This window comes from Bacillus halotolerans (assembly GCF_004006435.1).
Taxonomy (GTDB): Bacteria; Bacillota; Bacilli; order Bacillales; family Bacillaceae; genus Bacillus; species Bacillus halotolerans.
Genome location: NZ_CP029364.1, coordinates 3,969,618 through 3,985,713, shown reverse-complemented (window position 1 = coordinate 3,985,713; position 16,096 = coordinate 3,969,618). Strand labels below are relative to the sequence as shown.

18 protein-coding genes and 1 pseudogene are annotated in these 16,096 nt (G+C 43.2%); 5 read left to right on the top strand and 14 right to left on the bottom strand.

The window, feature by feature from the left end; genetic code table 11:
* Nucleotides 1-21: 21 nt before the first annotated feature.
* Complete coding sequence (locus DIC78_RS20735) at nucleotides 22-165, top strand: hypothetical protein (protein ID WP_101860544.1); 144 nt, start codon at nucleotides 22-24, stop codon at nucleotides 163-165.
* Here the strand turns inward: DIC78_RS20735 and DIC78_RS20730 are convergent.
* The 13 genes and pseudogenes from DIC78_RS20730 to cgeC form a co-directional block, all read right to left on the bottom strand.
* Complete coding sequence (locus tag DIC78_RS20730; protein WP_010334614.1) at nucleotides 162-842, bottom strand: hypothetical protein; 681 nt, start codon at nucleotides 840-842, stop codon at nucleotides 162-164. The two genes, DIC78_RS20735 and DIC78_RS20730, sit on opposite strands and share 4 nt — an antisense overlap.
* Before the next feature lie 153 nt (nucleotides 843-995).
* Nucleotides 996-1,220 (bottom strand): YozE family protein, encoded by a 225-nt coding sequence (locus DIC78_RS20720; protein ID WP_127696856.1) that lies wholly within the window; start codon nucleotides 1,218-1,220, stop codon nucleotides 996-998.
* Between the two features lie 86 nt (nucleotides 1,221-1,306).
* The gene (locus tag DIC78_RS20715; protein WP_127696855.1) at nucleotides 1,307-1,585 is read right to left on the bottom strand and encodes a YokU family protein; all 279 of its coding nucleotides are present in this window, start codon (nucleotides 1,583-1,585) and stop codon (nucleotides 1,307-1,309) included.
* On the bottom strand, nucleotides 1,582-2,997 hold the full coding sequence (gene kamA / locus DIC78_RS20710; protein WP_095713124.1) for a lysine 2,3-aminomutase: 1,416 nt from the start codon (nucleotides 2,995-2,997) through the stop codon (nucleotides 1,582-1,584). The genes DIC78_RS20715 and kamA overlap by 4 nt, the downstream gene beginning before the upstream one ends.
* 32 nt (nucleotides 2,998-3,029) lie before the next feature.
* Nucleotides 3,030-3,857, bottom strand: coding sequence for a putative beta-lysine N-acetyltransferase (gene ablB, locus DIC78_RS20705; protein ID WP_106021303.1), 828 nt, complete (start codon nucleotides 3,855-3,857; stop codon nucleotides 3,030-3,032).
* The gene (locus tag DIC78_RS20700) at nucleotides 3,835-5,145 is read right to left on the bottom strand and encodes a peptidase (protein ID WP_127696854.1); all 1,311 of its coding nucleotides are present in this window, start codon (nucleotides 5,143-5,145) and stop codon (nucleotides 3,835-3,837) included. The genes ablB and DIC78_RS20700 overlap by 23 nt, the downstream gene beginning before the upstream one ends.
* 8 nt (nucleotides 5,146-5,153) lie before the next feature.
* Complete coding sequence (locus DIC78_RS20695; protein WP_127696853.1) at nucleotides 5,154-5,807, bottom strand: 3-oxoacid CoA-transferase subunit B; 654 nt, start codon at nucleotides 5,805-5,807, stop codon at nucleotides 5,154-5,156.
* A complete protein-coding gene (locus DIC78_RS20690) occupies nucleotides 5,792-6,481 on the bottom strand; it encodes a CoA transferase subunit A (protein WP_044155490.1) in 690 nt (229 codons plus the stop codon). The genes DIC78_RS20695 and DIC78_RS20690 overlap by 16 nt, the downstream gene beginning before the upstream one ends.
* Nucleotides 6,482-6,499: 18 nt before the next feature.
* Entirely contained in the window at nucleotides 6,500-7,822 is a 1,323-nt protein-coding gene (locus DIC78_RS20685) for an aspartate aminotransferase family protein (RefSeq protein ID WP_127696852.1), read from the bottom strand.
* A 130-nt stretch (nucleotides 7,823-7,952) separates the two neighbouring features.
* Nucleotides 7,953-8,084, bottom strand: a complete 132-nt coding sequence (locus tag DIC78_RS20680) for a YjcZ family sporulation protein (protein ID WP_373271166.1) — start codon at nucleotides 8,082-8,084, stop codon at nucleotides 7,953-7,955.
* A 67-nt stretch (nucleotides 8,085-8,151) separates the two neighbouring features.
* Nucleotides 8,152-8,931, bottom strand: coding sequence for a spore maturation N-acetyltransferase CgeE (locus DIC78_RS20675; protein ID WP_127696851.1), 780 nt, complete (start codon nucleotides 8,929-8,931; stop codon nucleotides 8,152-8,154).
* 28 nt (nucleotides 8,932-8,959) lie between these two features.
* Nucleotides 8,960-10,240, bottom strand: a complete 1,281-nt coding sequence (locus tag DIC78_RS20670) for a spore maturation glycosyltransferase CgeD (protein ID WP_127696850.1) — start codon at nucleotides 10,238-10,240, stop codon at nucleotides 8,960-8,962.
* Between the two features lie 77 nt (nucleotides 10,241-10,317).
* Nucleotides 10,318-10,598 (bottom strand): annotated as a pseudogene (cgeC, locus tag DIC78_RS20665) (spore maturation protein CgeC).
* Between the two features lie 202 nt (nucleotides 10,599-10,800).
* Between cgeC and cgeA the strand changes: the two are divergent.
* From cgeA to DIC78_RS20650, 3 genes are all read left to right on the top strand, one after another.
* On the top strand, nucleotides 10,801-11,202 hold the full coding sequence (gene cgeA / locus DIC78_RS20660; protein WP_024121772.1) for a spore crust protein CgeA: 402 nt from the start codon (nucleotides 10,801-10,803) through the stop codon (nucleotides 11,200-11,202).
* A gap of 6 nt (nucleotides 11,203-11,208) precedes the next feature.
* Nucleotides 11,209-12,162 (top strand): spore maturation protein CgeB, encoded by a 954-nt coding sequence (locus tag DIC78_RS20655; RefSeq protein ID WP_127696849.1) that lies wholly within the window; start codon nucleotides 11,209-11,211, stop codon nucleotides 12,160-12,162.
* 152 nt (nucleotides 12,163-12,314) lie between these two features.
* A protein-coding gene (locus tag DIC78_RS20650; RefSeq protein WP_127695692.1) for an IS3 family transposase occupies nucleotides 12,315-13,465 on the top strand; the annotation gives its coding sequence in 2 pieces (ribosomal slippage) (nucleotides 12,315-12,588 and nucleotides 12,588-13,465; 1,152 coding nt in all).
* Nucleotides 13,466-13,521: 56 nt separating this feature from the next.
* Here DIC78_RS20650 and DIC78_RS20645 read toward each other — a convergent pair.
* The gene (locus tag DIC78_RS20645; RefSeq protein WP_127696848.1) at nucleotides 13,522-14,670 is read right to left on the bottom strand and encodes a phytase; all 1,149 of its coding nucleotides are present in this window, start codon (nucleotides 14,668-14,670) and stop codon (nucleotides 13,522-13,524) included.
* 356 nt (nucleotides 14,671-15,026) lie between these two features.
* Here DIC78_RS20645 and DIC78_RS20640 point away from each other — a divergent pair, with 356 nt between their 5' ends.
* Nucleotides 15,027-16,052 (top strand): SDR family NAD(P)-dependent oxidoreductase, encoded by a 1,026-nt coding sequence (locus DIC78_RS20640; protein WP_024121775.1) that lies wholly within the window; start codon nucleotides 15,027-15,029, stop codon nucleotides 16,050-16,052.
* Nucleotides 16,053-16,096: the final 44 nt, after the last annotated feature.

The following is a 16,096-nucleotide window of genomic DNA, read 5'->3' as shown; positions in this document are numbered from 1 at the left end:
CAAGCCATAGGAGGCTGACAAATGATTGCTAAAATGATGGAAGCACTGGACGGAGAAAGATTCGATATGGTGATGGAAAAAACGCTCAAAGGTATGACGCATGTCATGATTTGGGGCTGTCTGCCTTACTTTTTATATGTGGTCATCCGCTTGTTCACAAACTAACTGAAGTGTTCTTTTAAACTTTCCAGCACAAACATCATCATATCTTTATATTCTTCATCTTTAAACATTTCGTACAGAATTTTGTAATCGTTGTAAATATCCAAAAGCTCATCAACAATTGATACAGCCAGGATGCGCAGGGTATCTTGATCTTCATCTTCGCCTTCAAACTGAAGAAGAGCAGACGGTACAATATCTTCGCCGATCTCATGGGCAGTTTCTCCGACATAGTGGACAAACAAAAGCTGATGCACAAACTGGTCCATTTCATACTTTCTGAGTACCAGCGTGAGATCCTCTTCCTCCGTTTCAAGCCACTCTCCATCCTTTAAACGAGTCAGCTCATAAATAATATCTTCCCAGCCATCTTCTAAATATCTCCAAATTTCTGTTCTGTGGCCGATAATGCGAAAGAGTTCTTTTCCATAATCTTTTACATAAACGACATCTCCAATGAGGAATTCATATTCAATATCAAGTTTTTCCATATCGACAATGACGCCTTCATAATCTTTATATAATTGAATGGACGATTCAAAATATAAGACTTCATTGTGGTTTACTTCATAAAGATAGTGCTTATCGATTTGGTGCACTTTTGTGATTGTGCCGACTGTCCCATACATAATGACGACTACGATATCCCCTACTTGGAATTTCGGTTTATTTTGCTTCACGGTGTCTCCCCCTCGCCGCAACATTTCTCATACGCTATCGTATGCTGGGTTACACCAATTCGCATGGGCATGAAAACCATTGGAAGTATCCAATTATGGTATGTGTATGCGCACAAAAAAATCCGCAGCGGATCTGCGGATTTAAACATGTGGTTATTTGCCGTGCACCTCGGCCTCGTATTTTTCCCAAGCTTCATCAAACGTAGCCATCGTGTCCAGATAATCAACATTCAGCTCCAAATATGAACTGATTTCGTGATAATTGGTTGATGTTTTTGGGAAGCTGTGATCCTCATACGCCTGATTGGCAAACTCACTGATGCTGTCCTGCGGTTTAGGATGTCTGAATTTCAATAAATAGTGATAAAAGGATTTCATGGGTTTCCCCTCCTGGTGTCTGTCTTTTGTTGTTCTATTATACAGTGCAAGTGTAAAATTACAACAAAAGAATAACGAAACATCATTCAGGAAAAATCAAAATAGTTGCGTTTTAATATCCTTTCCGTTTCCATGAGCTGTTGATACGTCAGACTTTCAGGGAGTTTTTTTGTGTTGATTAAAAACAGCTGATCCTCAATATCCTTTGTCGTCGAATCCTCTTGGTAGGCCATTCCGCAAGAAGAGCAAATCATCGCGGGGGTGTTTGTCAGCTCTATGGCTCGTGTGCCGTCAGGAAGCTCCCAATAAACCGTGTTCGTGCCAGGCTGCGCCTCAGGCACACCGCACCATTCGCATGTTTTCATGAAGAATTCCCCCCGCTTTCTGCCTCTTTTTCTTTTTTCTGCTGGGCTAAAAATTTCTTTTCCTTTAGCTGGTCTCTTTTCTCCCGCCGGTCCTTTAAGGTTTCATGCCCCGGCTTCGCTGTATATGCTTCTCTCCTTTTGATTCTGGCCACGTTTTCCGGTGTGAAAGAAATCTCTTTGTCGGCAAGGATGGCACTCAGTCCAATTGGCTCTTTTTTGTCGACAGCTTCAGGAAAAACAGACTCAAAATAGGCGTCAGCCTGGTTAGGGATATAATGTTCAGGTTCCGGATAAGAGGTAATGACTCCTTCAAAATTTCTCAAGATGATTTTGTCAGGACTTTGCGATAAAACATAATTTGGCTGCAGTGCGATTTTCCCGCCGCCGCCTGGTGCGTCAACGACAAAAGTTGGTACCGCGTAGCCTGAAGTATGGCCTCGCAGCCCTTCAATAATCTCCAGCCCTTTTGAAACCGGAGCTCTGAAATGTCCGATGCCTTCTGAGAGATCACATTGGTATATATAATAGGGACGGACTCTGATTTTCACCAAGTCATGCATAAGCTTTTTCATAATTGTTACCGAATCATTAATGCCTGCTAGCACGACGGCCTGATTTCCGACCGGCACACCTGCGTTCACCAGCTTTTCGCAAGCCTCAACGGATTCCTCCGTCATTTCGATGCTTGTGTTGAAATGGGTGTTCAGCCAGACCGGATGATATTTCTTTAAAATATCGCACAGTTGATCGGTGATTCTCTGAGGGAAAACGACAGGCGCTCTTGTGCCGATTCTGATAATTTCCAGATGGGGTATACTGCGCAGCTCTTTTAAAATGTATTCTAAAATTTGATCATTGATCAGCAACCCGTCCCCGCCTGAAATCAGGCAGTCCCGGATCTCGGGTGTCTCCCGAATGTAGGCGATCGCGGCATCAAGTTGCTTTTTAGGGACACCCATTCCGATTTGACCGGAAAAACGCCTCCTTGTGCAGTAGCGGCAGTACATGGAGCATTGGTTCGTGACAAGGAACAGGACTCGGTCGGGATAACGGTGTGTCAGACCGGGTACTGGAGAGTCTTCATCCTCATGAAGCGGGTCTTCCAGGTCGTATTTTGTTTTGTGCATCTCTTCAGAGAGCGGCACAGACTGCATCCGTATCGGACATCTGGGGTTGTCGGGATCCATTAAGGAAGCATAATAGGGTGTGATATTTAAGGGGATCGTTTTAGTAGAAATTCTGACGCCTTCCTCTTCTTCTTCGGTCAGGTTAATCACTTTTTTCAAGTCATCTAATGTTCTTACAGTATGGGTCAGCTGCCACAGCCAATCATTCCATTTTTCTTCCGGAACATCCTTCCATAACTCTATCTCCTTCCAATGCCGTTTCGGTTTATACCATTTGTTTGTCAAATCAAATTCCTCCTCGTGCATTTCTTTTTGACTTACAGGCGCTTGCACCAGATATTCATATTTTCGAGCCCTTCTCCTATATAACAATTATTGATCAGCCTTCCGCCATACTGATACCCGGAATGATACAGGACCGCATTCATTCCAAAAGATGCAGCGCGGGCGAGTGAAAATACTTGAAAGATATCTTGCTCTCTCATTTCTTTTTCTAATGCATCTATTAAAATACTTGTCAGCGAACGGCCCCGATAATCGGGAAGCACGGCACAGTCCGTCATTTCGGCATGCCCCAGCTCAGGATTGATATCTGCGCTTGCCGCGCTAATCAGACGGTCATCTTCAAGCATGACATAATAAAGCGTATGCTCATTCATCGTCTTTTCAATATAGGCGGGATCAAACACAGGAGTCGGATACGTGCGGAATACTTTTTTATACAGCATAGATAACTGATACATGTCGTTTGTTTCTGCTTTTCTCATTGTAAAAGGAGACCTGTCTTCGATTTGTGGCTGAGGCTTCAATTTATATAATAGCTCTATCATTTCCTGCTCGGATAAATAGGTATCTGTTTGTCTTCGTTTTTCTGTGAGATAACGGACCATAACGGCAGCGCGATGGCCGAGATAGTAGCCTTCGAGAAAGCCCTCCGGCGTAAACAATTGTTTAGCCAGCTCTGCCTCGTCATGCTGTTTAGTGTACACAATAATTTTTTCGGCACCCTCCTCTTCAGCCGCTGTCATAATATCAGACAAGGCTTCCTGAATAGCGCCTTCATAACGAATGACTCTAATTCGTTTATTAAAGCGGTCATTGTCTATGACAGCCGTAACACCGCTATTCTTTACCGTTTTGATCATCAGCATCCTCCCCGTCTGTATGAAGCCCGCACCAATCCATCACAAAAAGAGCAATAATTTTAGCTGATTCTAACATGGCTTCAACCTCAATATACTCGTTTGCCTGATGTGCCGTTTTCGTCTCTCCCGGTCCAAAAACGATAACAGGAGTATCTCCCGCATGATACAAAAGGCCGCCGTCTGTCCCCCAAGGCGACGCTTCGATGATCGGCTCTGTTTGTTTTATTTTTTGATAGGCTGATTGCAAAACTGATAGTAAAGGATGGCCATCAGGCAAATCATTCGGCAGCCATTGAGCCCCGAACCATTCCACTTGAATTGGATGGCGTTTAAACCATTCATCATGGTATTGTAAATCTTTCAGCCAATTTTCCAATTCCATTTTCACTGCTTCAGGCTTTTCATGAGGAGCAATTCCGCACCTTCCTTCTATGACGACGCGGTCTGCTACCGAGGACGGCCATGTTCCGCCTGAGATGGTGCCAATATTGATTGGAACCGGGATTGGGATATGATCATAAAGCGGGTCAGAAATTCTTGCATTGCGGACTTTTTCAAGCTCTTGAATGGCTGTAATGACATGCATGCTTTTTTCAATGGCGCTGACACCTTCATACCGTGTGCCTCCGTGTGCCGCTAATCCTTTAACCGTGATCCGAAACCACATCGAGCCCTGCTGTTTAATAAAAAGCTTCATATTGGTCGGTTCCGGAATTAGCGCCCCGTCCGCACGATAGCCTCTCATAATGGCAGAAAGTGTTCCGGCGCCGCCGCACTCTTCATCTATAACACTCTGAAACAATACATCACCTTTCAGTTTGACATCGCAGGCGTGCAGAGCTTCTAATGCAAATAGAAGGGCTGTATTGCCTCCCTTCATATCAGTGGAGCCGCGGCCGTAAATTTTACCATTTACTTCGGCAGCTTGAAACGGTTCATACTTCCATTCCTTCAAATTTCCTTCTGGCACAACATCGATATGCCCGTTTAAAATCAGAGATCGTCCTCCGCCCTCTCCCGTTTTTTTAGCGACAATGTTCGGGCTCTCATGAAAATCCGAACGGTCTGATATAAAATAGGGATGCTGTTTTAATTGTTTTAGGCTCGGCTCCCACACATCAATGTCCATATGAAATTGCCTAAGCTTTTCAAGAACTACTGCCTGGGCGTTAAATTCCTTGCCAAGTGTGCTTTTTTCTCCAACCAGCCTTTTCAAAAGACGAATGGCTTTGGCTGAATGCTGATCAAGCCATTCGATTACTTTTCTTTCAATGTCCTGCATCATCACTCCCCCTTTTAAGAAAAAGGCATATCTACCATTATTTCAGCGTCGGTCAGCCCGATCACCTCGTCAATTGTTGAGCCATTCATCAGTTCTTTTAAAATAAAATGATGCCGGTCAACTGCAAGAACTGCTTTTTCAGTAATGATCATATCTACACAGCCTGCTGCTGTTAACGGAAGGGTGCAGGCTTCTGTTAATTTAGGCCTCCCTTTTTGATCGGTATGGCTCATGACGACAACCACTTTTTTCGCTTTTTGGGCGAGCTCCATCGCACCGCCCATGCCTGGCACCTTTTTTCCGGGTACAAGCCAATTCGCAAGGTCTCCCGACTGGCTTACCTGCAAAGCGCCTAAAATCGTAATGTCAATCATGCCTCTTCTGATCATGGCAAAAGACATCGTTGTATCAAAATAAGATGCCCCCTTTACAGCACGGACAGGGAATCCCGCGGCGTTGCATAAATTTTCATCCTCATTCCCTTTTTCAGGACTTTCGCCAATCCCGAGTACGCCGTTTTCCGCCTGCAGCATAACCTGCATGTCAGGCGGCAAAAAGTTCGGCACCAAGGAAGGGATGCCGATACCGAGATTCACCATCATGCCTGGTTTGATTTCAGAAGCAGCCCGTCTGGCGATCTGCTCTCTTTCTGTTACTCCCAAGCCCATTTCCACCTCACCCCTTCGCTTCTCACAACCCCCTCAACAAAAACCCCAGGCGTTACAATCATTTCTTCTGCAATATCACCCATCGGCACAATCGTCTCAGCCTCGGCAAAGGTTCTTTTGGCGGCCATTGCCATAAGTGGATTCATGTTGCGCGCTGTTTTGTCATACGTTAAATTGCCGAATTCATCTGCAATGCAGGCATTGATGAAGGCAAAATCAGCCGTCAGCGCTTCTTCAACCAAGTATTGTTTCCCCGCTACAGACACAATCTCTTTTTTCTCACAAACCATTTGATTATCAATGCCGATATCGGTCAAAATGCCGCCAAGGCCGGATCCGCCGGCGCGAATCCGTTCTGCGAGCGTGCCCTGAGGCGAAAATCGAACCTCTAATGTGCCGTCTGTCATCTGTTTTCCGGCTACGGGATTTGAACCGATATGCGATGCAATCAGTGTCTTGACTCTTTTATTGACAATAAGCGGTCCAATCCCAATCTCCGGGAATCCGGCATCATTGCAAATGACAGTTAATTCTTTCACACCGCTGTCCAATATGGCTTCAATCAAAGAAGGAGGAGAGCCGACTCCTCCGAAGCCGCCAAACATAAGGACCGACCCATCACGCACATCTGCAATTGCCGATTCAATGCTGATCGTTTTTTGAAATGGTGCCATATTGATTTCAGTCCCTTTTCAGTTTTTTTCAACTTCTGCAACTGTTTCCGAAAAAGTTGATATAAGCTCTTCCATCTCTCCGTCTGAGATTGTGAATGGAGGAGCGATGATTACGGCATCTCCTTCCCCGCTGTCGATTCCAGCCTTGGCAGGATAGACAATGAGCCCGCGTTTTTTTGCTTCGCTGATGATACGCTGGGTCATCGACCGATCTTGCGGAAACACTCGCTTTGTCTTTTTATCAGCCACAAATTCAACGCCTAACAGCAGTCCTTTGCCGCGGACATCCCCAATGATGCCGCTTCGGTGCATCATCTCTTCAAGTTTCTTTTTCAGCTTGAAGCCCTTTTCTTCAGCCTGTTTGATCAAGCCGTGTCTGATAACATAACGCAAAACCTCGAGAGCGGCTTTGGCTGAAAAGGGATGAGCACTGTATGTGTGGCCGCTCATAATAATACCTGATCCTTGTTTTATCGTTTGGAGAACCGTATCAGACACAACTGCAGCTGCAATAGGCGCGTAGCCTGCACCGAGCCCCTTTCCAAGCACAGCGATATCAGGAACGGTATGCCAATGCTCTGTCGCAAGCATCCTCCCAGTTCTCCCAAGCCCGGTCATCACTTCATCCGCAATAAACAGCACACCATGTGAGCGGCACACCGCTTGCAATCTCTCATAATATCCAGAAGGAGGAGTGATTGCTGCTCCCGCGGCTCCAATAATAGGTTCTGCCACAAATCCAGCAATAAACTGACTTCCGATTCTTTTTATAGCGGTTTCCAGCTCCTCCGCAGCCTTTTGAACAAAATCTTTTTTTGCCTCTTGATTCAGCCGATATATATGCGGGGCTGAGAGAGCGGGATAACGCTCTAGCAAATGGGTGAACCGGTACCTGCGTTCATAAAATCCCGACAATGAAAGCGCTCCCAAAGTTATTCCGTGGTAACTGCTCCATCGTGAGAGAAAGATGGATTTTTCTGTCTGCTTTTTTTCCTGCCAATATTGAATGGCGATTTTCATTGCCGTTTCTATGGCCTCTGATCCGCTATTGACAAAAAAAGACCAATTCAAGTCTCCCGGCAGCTGCTCGGCCAGTAAAGCAGCTAATTGCTCGGCCGGCTCACTCGTAAACTGCGAGCGGTAAGCAAAAGACACCTTATCAAGCTGTTCTTTCAGCTGCTCGGTTACTTCATCAACCCCATGGCCGATATTGCATGTCACCGCACCAGATGAGCCATCAAGATATTTTTTTCCGTTCTGATCATACACATATGTGCCCTTTGCATGACTGACAATCGGATATTCCGCATTAAGCTCTGGCTTAATTAAATAACTGCTCATGCTCCACCTCAAAAACACCTTTTCTACATTGTATGAGTGTCCAAATAGCGGCATGACGCTCCCTATAAAATCTTTTTTCGCACAAAAAAAGAGCCCTTCCGAACTTCGAAAGGCTCTTGTGTTATTTCATCTAGCAAATAAAAGCGGCTCCGACGATAATTAATAAAATGAACAAGACAACAATCAATACAAATGTATTTGTCCCGCAGCCAAATCCTCCGTAACCGTATCCATGATAATATCCATGCATATTGTTTTTCATCCTTTCTTATCACGATATACGGCATTGTATGCGGGCCAAGTCCCAAACGGTTTGTGCAAATGCCCATCTATGTAAGGAAATAATGAAAAACAGTGTGCACCCGCTCAAATTTTTTAAATTTGAGCCTTTCATAAAAATGAGTAACGCCATCAGAATTTGAGGCCACTAAATAAGCATCGTCCATTCCTAAAGATTTGGCAATGGACAGCATCTCACCCACAAGAATACTGCCGTAGCCCCTTCTTTGAAACTGATCCAAAATCGCCACTTCTTCAATTTTCGCCGTTTTCTCTTGCGAATCAATAAAAAGTTCTCCGCAGCCAATCGGAATGTTCTGTGATGAATCGCTGTAACAAACGACAAGCAAAATCGTACCCGCTTTGTAAAAAGGATATTTTCTCACTAATTTTTGTTCTGCGGTTGCCTCTCCTATATAAAGCGAGTCATAAATTTTCATGATAGAAGATCCGTCACTAAGACTCTTTGCCGTCCCCCATGCCGTGAAAGGATGTCCCGTCTGTCCCTTCCAGTCTCCAAGCTTCATGCAGTATAACAGCTCATCTTCAACCACAAAACCGCTTTTCACAAGCGACTGCTTCAAAACGAGCGGAAAAACATGCTGAGGAGACGCTTTTAAATGGATATAATTCGCATCAAGCAGCTTCGGTACGGACGGCAAAAAATCAGGTATACGCTCCAATGGAAATGTATCATGAAGCTGCACAAAATTATGAGAAAAAATTTGCGGCAGCTTGGAATCTTTATATACACTGTAATGACCAAACAACTTCGATTCAGACGTTAACGATAGGTATTGATGCTCCGTTTTTGAATAATGTCCTGTCATGAATGTCTCCTTTTTATGACCTATACATTTACTCGATTGCAATATTTAATTTCTTTATAATCTCATCGTACACCGGATAAAACGGCTTTCCAATTGGAAATTGCTGAATATTCCGGAAAGAAGCGGGTATTGGTTTCTGCTGCAAAAAGAATTTTCTCGCCACTTGCTCGCTGATTGGATGAAAAACACCGTTTAGAAATAGAAACCGCTCGCGTTCTATAAAAAACAGCCTTCGTCCAGGCGGATTTGCGATCACCCCAGATCTGTCCCGCGTGATAGGCGGCCCTTCCTGCAGATCCTCGAGCACTTCTTTTTCAATCGTCAAAATATCTTTTCTTTTAAATTGATAAAATTGAAAAGCATGCTGACTTTCTATCCGTCTTTTTTTACCGGCGTCAATGTAAAATACTGCAGGCTGGTCAGCTTCTTTTACCAAAACATAATTCGGAATGTTTAAACATTTCCCCGTATGATATTGAAATAAATACGGATCGGGGATAACAACAGTCCGATCCAGATACACTGAACTCCATCTCTCCCCCACAGGATGCCGCACACCTTGATCAAGAAAATACACATGTTGATCAGATCCTTTTACAAACGTGCCGTCAATCAAATCGGCGGGCAGAAACTGATAAGCGTTTTGAAAGGAATTCGGGGTCTTATACGTTGTATCTAATACTTCATTTATCGGCAGGAACGGGGCAAATGTGTTTACTCTAATCCAAAAAATTGAGTCGCCGTGATTCCAATGCATCATATCATCGTCCCAATAGCTTCCATATTTATCTTTGATCCGATCAAGCAACGAACGGCGATGCATAACAGAGCAATGATCGACTTGAAAAGCGGCTTGATCAAGCACCGCATTGGCATCTCTGTAAAAATGGGAAATTTCCTCTCCTCTTTCGTTTACATGAACAACTTTTTGTTTTGAATAGACTGCCTGTGCTTCAGGATGACACAAAAATGTCTGCACCATACGGCTCAGCCGATCAGGATGATAAACTGTATCATCAGTAAGATAAGAAATGTAGTCGCCGGCGGCAAATGGAAGAGCGTTATTAATTAATGTGGCATAACGGGTTGTTTTTAATCGATTTTGAGGATGGACGAAGCTGTTTTTATAACGAATGCGCTGGTCATGAAGGTACTTGTGAATCACCGCAATCGTTTTCTCATTTGAATGGTCATCCATGACAAAAAGCTCCCAATTGCTATGAGTTTGATTGATGACACTCTCAATCGCCATTTGCAGATAATCAGGTTTGTTATAACTCGTTAAAATAATGGAAACTTTGTCCCCCATCTCTGCAAGCCTCCTATTGTCACACATGAAAACGGCTCCGCAGCAAGCAGAGCCTCTGTCAACATGTAAAAAGCACCTCAACTTACAATAGCAACATTTGATCCCGTTTGATTTAGCGGGTTCTGAAAAATAACCAAATCAGCCAGGAATTTTTACGATAACATTTTGAAGCGTATCTCCATTGATCAGATTGACTCTTGAAATCGGACCCCAAGCTCTTGGCAACTACGAGCTGGCGTTTGAGACCAGATTGATTTCCGTCTGAAGCTGTTTGACGTATAAGCAGAATGAATAAAAACAGAATAAAATGCAATTCGTCGTCATTTTCTTCTTGGTTCACTTTGTTTTCTAAATCCAAACTTCCCTCTCTCCCTTACCTCTGTTTCACAATATGAACATGCTGTCAATTGCGGTATAGGCAATGTCCATTCATAGAAGAAAATCAGCATTTTCCTTAAATATATGAAAAATAGCTCAGGTACGGCGTTCGACTCATACCAATTGCCAATCAGAAGAATATGATTAAACGTGAGTTCAATAATTAATAGGAGGTGTATGTGTTGAGCAGTGAAAATGCGCAGTTAAAAAAGGATATTATTAAAAGCCTTTTAAGCCCTTTATTTACAAATGCAACAGAAGGAGGAGAAAACGTGAATAATAACCTTAAAGAATTACTTGAAGCTGCTGTTGATAAAAAAGTTGACGAAAGCGAAACGGTTACTGCTGAATCTGTTTTAGATCCTTCCCTTCCTGCAAGATGGATTTTTGCCAGAATTACACCTGGCACTACCATCAGCATTGTGACAGATTCCGGTGACATGATCGGTCCGGTTGTCTTTGTTGCTTTTGATCAAGTTCACGGCATCGTATTTGTCACACAGGAAAGCTCTGTAACTCCGCCAGGTCAAGCGACAACATTGATTGATGTAGATAAAGTAGAAAGCGTTACATTCTTTTCATAACCTCTGATGAAAGTTTTGTATATCCAGTCGGGATATGGAGGAATATACAGTTATTTTGACCGCTGGGCTGAAGAATGCTTTCGGCACGCTCAGACAGAATACATGGCTGCAGATACACCAGACACCGAATCGCTGTCACGCATTGAAACGTTTCAGCCGGATTTCGTACTCATGATGGTTGGAGTTCACGTTCCTCACGACTGGCTGACCTGGTTAAAGGGTAAGGGTATTCCCGTATATGTTTGGCTGACAGAAGACCCATTTTATATTGATATCAGTCTTCAGGTGATAAAGCACGCTGACGCAGTTTTAACAATTGACCAAAATGCTGCTCTCTATTATCAGGAGCTTGGTTATCAGCATATCTATTATGTTCCGATTCCTGTTAATCATCGGCTGTTTAAAAAAATGGACACCGAACATTCCTTTCATTCACAATTGCTTATCATCGGCTATCCTTACCCTAATCGGGTTCAGCTTGTGAAAGAAGCGGCATATCTCCCGTACACCGTTCGGGTCATCGGAAAGGAATGGAGAAAATACCTGCCTAAAAAAGTACTCAAACAGCCGCATATAGATGTAGTCAGCACATGGGTTCCGCCTGAACAGGCCGTTCATTATTATAACGGGGCAGACATCGTGATCAATCCGCATCGGCCGTATCATTTTATGTTCAACAAAAATAAAAGCCGCATTAAAAATACAAGCTTTAATAACCGCACCTTTGATATCGCTGCATGCGAAGCATTTCAACTAGTGGATCTCCCTGCGGCACATCCTTTTTCATCCTTTATTTCTTATCACAGCATCAACGACTTTAAGGAAAAAGCCGCTTTCTATATCAATCATCCTGAGGAACGAAACAAAGCTGCGGCGTTAAATTATAAAGAGACCGTTCCTGCTCATACATTTGATGAGCTTCCCGCAAAACTGAAAGCCATTCATCTGGCGCTTTCTTGAAAAATCGTTCATTTCATATGAACGATTTTTTCGTGCACATAAAAAAGCAGCCGAAAAGGGACTGACCCCATAAGATGAGACAAATAAAAAACACCTTCAAGTTTGAAAACGGATAGTTGTTATCCGAAATAAGACTTGGAGGTGTTTTTTGTATGGGAACAAGAATGAGTTATCCGATTGAAGTCAAACAGAAGGCTGTAGAAATGAGATTGGCAGGCGTGCCTATGAAAGAGATCATGCAGGAATTGAATATCAGGAATAAGACGCAGGTTCAGACATGGGTTAGATGGCATAAAGCTGGGGATACACATCGATTTGAACAGCCTGTTGGTAAGCAATACACTTACGGAAAAGGTCCGGAGTATTCTTCCGAATTAGAGAAACTGCAGGCAGAGAACCGTTATCTGAGACAACAAAATGAAGTTTTAAAAAAGTACAACGAATTGGAAAGGAAGTTGATAGCCAAACGTCAGTCGAACTTGTAGAAGTATTGCACGGCACAATGACCGTACAGAATATCTGTGTTCATTTAGGTATCTCACGAGCGTCTTATTATCGTTGGAAGAAGAACCTGATGAAAGATCATCCCAAGCGCCATTTGGAAAAACAAATCGGCACGTTGTGCCGAGAGCACAAGTATCGATATGGATATCGAAAAATTACAGCTATATTAAAAAAGGAAATGCGTATTAACCATAAAACGGTTCAGCGTATCATGCAGAAAAATCAGTGGCAGTGCCGGGTTAAGGTGAAAAAGCGCAAGAAGAATGGGCAGCCATATGCCGTGGTTGATAATATATTAGATCGAAACTTTCAGTCCGATCATCCTCTTGAAAAACTAGTAACGGATATCACGTATTTGCCTTATGGACAGAAACAATTGTACCTTTCCAGTATATTGGATGTATACAATGGAGAAGTAATTGCTTTCACGATTGGAGATAAGCAGGACACAGACTTTGTCTTAAACACACTTGATCAACTGCCAACACTGCCTCAGAACTGCGTGTTACATAGTGACCAAGGATCTGTGTATACATCTTATGAGTATCAGAAAGCTGTTAAAACAAAAGGCATTACCATGAGCATGTCCCGCAAAGGGACGCCCGCTGATAATGCCTCCATCGAATCGTTTCATTCCTCACTAAAGTCTGAAACGTTCTATCTTAACAGCATTAATCGAACCACGACCGCCATCGTAGAACGCACTGTCAAAGAATACATTTATTATTATAACAACATTCGTATTCAAACGAAACTAAACAGCCAATCACCGATAAGCTATCGGCAATTGGCTGTATAAAAGGTGTTTTGATCCCTGTCTCAAAAACAGGGGTCAGTCCCAAATAGGCTGCTTCTTTATTCATCAGATCTGTCCTTCAGCTTCCTTGGATTCACCTGTTTATTCAGGTCAGGTTTTCCGCCTAGATGCTGAGAAATCTGTTCCCATGATACAATTTTGAAATTTTGATTGACAGCTTGTCCATTTTCTATATTTTCTCCGTCCTGCGCTACAAAAATGCCGTACGGATATTTTGGCCCCAGCCCGAAACCAAGAACATCAATACCGTCAGTATCACTCGTCCCGTCTATTTTCTCGCCATCCGTAATTTCAAAATTGGCAATATACCGATTGCCTCCCTGTCTTTCATACAACGCATAGCTGTTATTGCCTTGGCTTGAGGCGATAAGATAACCTTTTCCGTCCGGCGCATAATAAATGGTCAAGCCCTCAATATCAGCTGTCAAATGCTTTCCAGAAGCATGATCAATGACTTTGCCCTGCGATCCTCCAGATGGTTCAGCATTAAATTTCCAAATCGCTGTGTCTTCCTCCGCTATATAGAGATTCCCGTACTCGTCATCTGCGACGAGACCTTCAGTTTGTGAATGTAATTTGAATTGCCGCACTTTTTTCCCTGTTACATATCCCTTCCCATTGTCGGCAATTTCATATTGCTCGAACTCTCCTTGCTTTCCTGTTACCAACGCATAAAATGCCCCTGTTTTTTGGCTGTGATACAGGCTGAAACCGTAAACTTCAGAAATATCAGTGGAAATAGGATGTTTTGGGTCTGTGATGCTTTTCAATTCACCTTTTTCCCCATCAATGGCGTAAACTTCGATCGAATTTTTTCCTTCTGTCCGGTTTGAAGCAGCGGCAATGTCAATCTGTTTGCCGTTGAACGGAAAATCATAACGCAGATCGACATTATTCAGCTTGCCAAACTCGTAAGAATTGATCTGTTTGCCGTCCAAATCATACACGACTAACCCGGACTTCTTGTTTGTCGTTATCAATTTGCTTTTTTCCGGATGCTTTGCATCAACCCAAATGGACGGATCATCCGCTGCGTCATCTCCTGAAGCAACCGGGTCAGTCTCTCCCTTTGCCGTCACTTTGAAATGATTCACTTCATCAGCCTGATGAGCCGATACCGAGTTTGCAGATAGGCTAAGCAATAAACCCGCAGTGGCACTAAACAGAATAGTTTTTGGATACTTCATTTTACAGCCTCCTTATTTTAACCTTCATTTTCTTATTGTAAAATATATGAAGTTAATGAACAGTGAGACAATCGAACCTTTTTTTCGTAGTGTTTCTAATTCAAAAGAGAGCTTTTTATATGGACGTGATAAGATCATATGGGACCTGTTTATATGGAGCGAAAAAAGATAATATGAAAATTTAGTACACTGTTTATTTAGTTAGATTAAGCCAATCTCTTCATTTTCTATTAAAAAAGAACACTTTGTGACATCATCATTCCCCTAAATTTCGTTTTATTGGTTGCTTTCATTAACTCGATTAAAATGTTGAACATATGATGCATGGTAGAGAAACGAGAGTTGGAGGATAAGCCATGCCTAAACAGCAAACAGCAGAACTAAAACCATTTTTCCATAACAAAACAGTTTTAGTCACTGGCGGAACGGGTTCAATCGGAAGTCAAATTGTCAAACGCCTTTTGCTGCTTACACCAAAAAAGGTCATTGTATTCAGCAAAGACGACAGTAAACAGTATGTTATGAGTCAAAAGTATGCGGAGGATCAGCGGCTTTCATTTGTACTTGGAGATGTGCGCGACCACCGGAGAGTGAATCAGGTGATGACAGGTGTCGATATCGTCTTTCACGCAGCAGCGCTGAAACAGGTACCGACATGCGAAGACAATCCGTTTGAAGCGATCCAGACCAATCTCATCGGCGGACAGAATGTGGTGGAGGCCGCCCTAATCAATGGAGTACAGCATGTCATCAATATCAGTACAGATAAAGCTGTGTCCCCTGTAAACACAATGGGTGCCACTAAGCTGTTATCTGAAAAGCTGTTTCATCAAGCTAACCGCCACGTTCAAAATAGAGGAACTGTTTTTTGTTCCGTCCGTTTCGGAAATGTTCTCGGCTCAAGAGGTTCAGTCATCCCTATTTTATTTGAACAGATGATGGAAGGTGAACCGCTGACCATCACAGACAAGAACATGACCAGATTTTTTATGTCTATTAATGATGCGGCCACACTGACACTGCAATCAGCCGCTATAACCACAGGCGGAGAAACTTTTATTTTTAAAATGGAATCACTGAAACTCGAGGAATTGATTCATGGATTTGAAGAATACGCAGCGCAGCACGGTCTCCCGCGCCCGGCCGCAATAGAAGTCGGCAAGCGTCCAGGTGAAAAGCTTCACGAAGAATTGACATCTCCCCACGAAGTAGAGTCACTATATGAATGGGGCAACCTATATGCTATCCTCCCAGAACCTGAAAAACATCCTGATTTTCGCAAAGTCAATTTGCCCGGGTATCAGTCTGATCAGGCTCCTCTTATTACAAAAGACAGAATTGCCCAAATTATTGAAGACCTGCATAAAGAAAAAAAGGCATAAAACAAGCCTGTCTATCCATTAGGCAGGCTTGTTTTTTCTTGCAT

Excerpts from the sequence above, each read along its gene's own strand:
- DIC78_RS20735 (WP_101860544.1), top strand. The coding sequence starts at position 22 with ATGATTGCTAAAATGATGGAAGCACTGGACGGAGAAAGATTCGATATG.
- DIC78_RS20720 (WP_127696856.1), bottom strand. The coding sequence starts at position 1,220 with ATGAAATCCTTTTATCACTATTTATTGAAATTCAGACATCCTAAACCG.
- DIC78_RS20680 (WP_373271166.1), bottom strand. The coding sequence starts at position 8,084 with ATGAAAAACAATATGCATGGATATTATCATGGATACGGTTACGGAGGA.
- DIC78_RS20685 (WP_127696852.1), bottom strand. The coding sequence starts at position 7,822 with ATGAGCAGTTATTTAATTAAGCCAGAGCTTAATGCGGAATATCCGATT.
- DIC78_RS20695 (WP_127696853.1), bottom strand. The coding sequence starts at position 5,807 with ATGGGCTTGGGAGTAACAGAAAGAGAGCAGATCGCCAGACGGGCTGCT.
- DIC78_RS20645 (WP_127696848.1), bottom strand. The coding sequence starts at position 14,670 with ATGAAGTATCCAAAAACTATTCTGTTTAGTGCCACTGCGGGTTTATTG.
- DIC78_RS20690 (WP_044155490.1), bottom strand. The coding sequence starts at position 6,481 with ATGGCACCATTTCAAAAAACGATCAGCATTGAATCGGCAATTGCAGAT.
- DIC78_RS20640 (WP_024121775.1), top strand. The coding sequence starts at position 15,027 with ATGCCTAAACAGCAAACAGCAGAACTAAAACCATTTTTCCATAACAAA.
- DIC78_RS20715 (WP_127696855.1), bottom strand. The coding sequence starts at position 1,585 with ATGAAAACATGCGAATGGTGCGGTGTGCCTGAGGCGCAGCCTGGCACG.
- DIC78_RS20670 (WP_127696850.1), bottom strand. The coding sequence starts at position 10,240 with ATGGGGGACAAAGTTTCCATTATTTTAACGAGTTATAACAAACCTGAT.
- ablB (WP_106021303.1), bottom strand. The coding sequence starts at position 3,857 with ATGATCAAAACGGTAAAGAATAGCGGTGTTACGGCTGTCATAGACAAT.
- DIC78_RS20655 (WP_127696849.1), top strand. The coding sequence starts at position 11,209 with ATGAAAGTTTTGTATATCCAGTCGGGATATGGAGGAATATACAGTTAT.
- DIC78_RS20675 (WP_127696851.1), bottom strand. The coding sequence starts at position 8,931 with ATGACAGGACATTATTCAAAAACGGAGCATCAATACCTATCGTTAACG.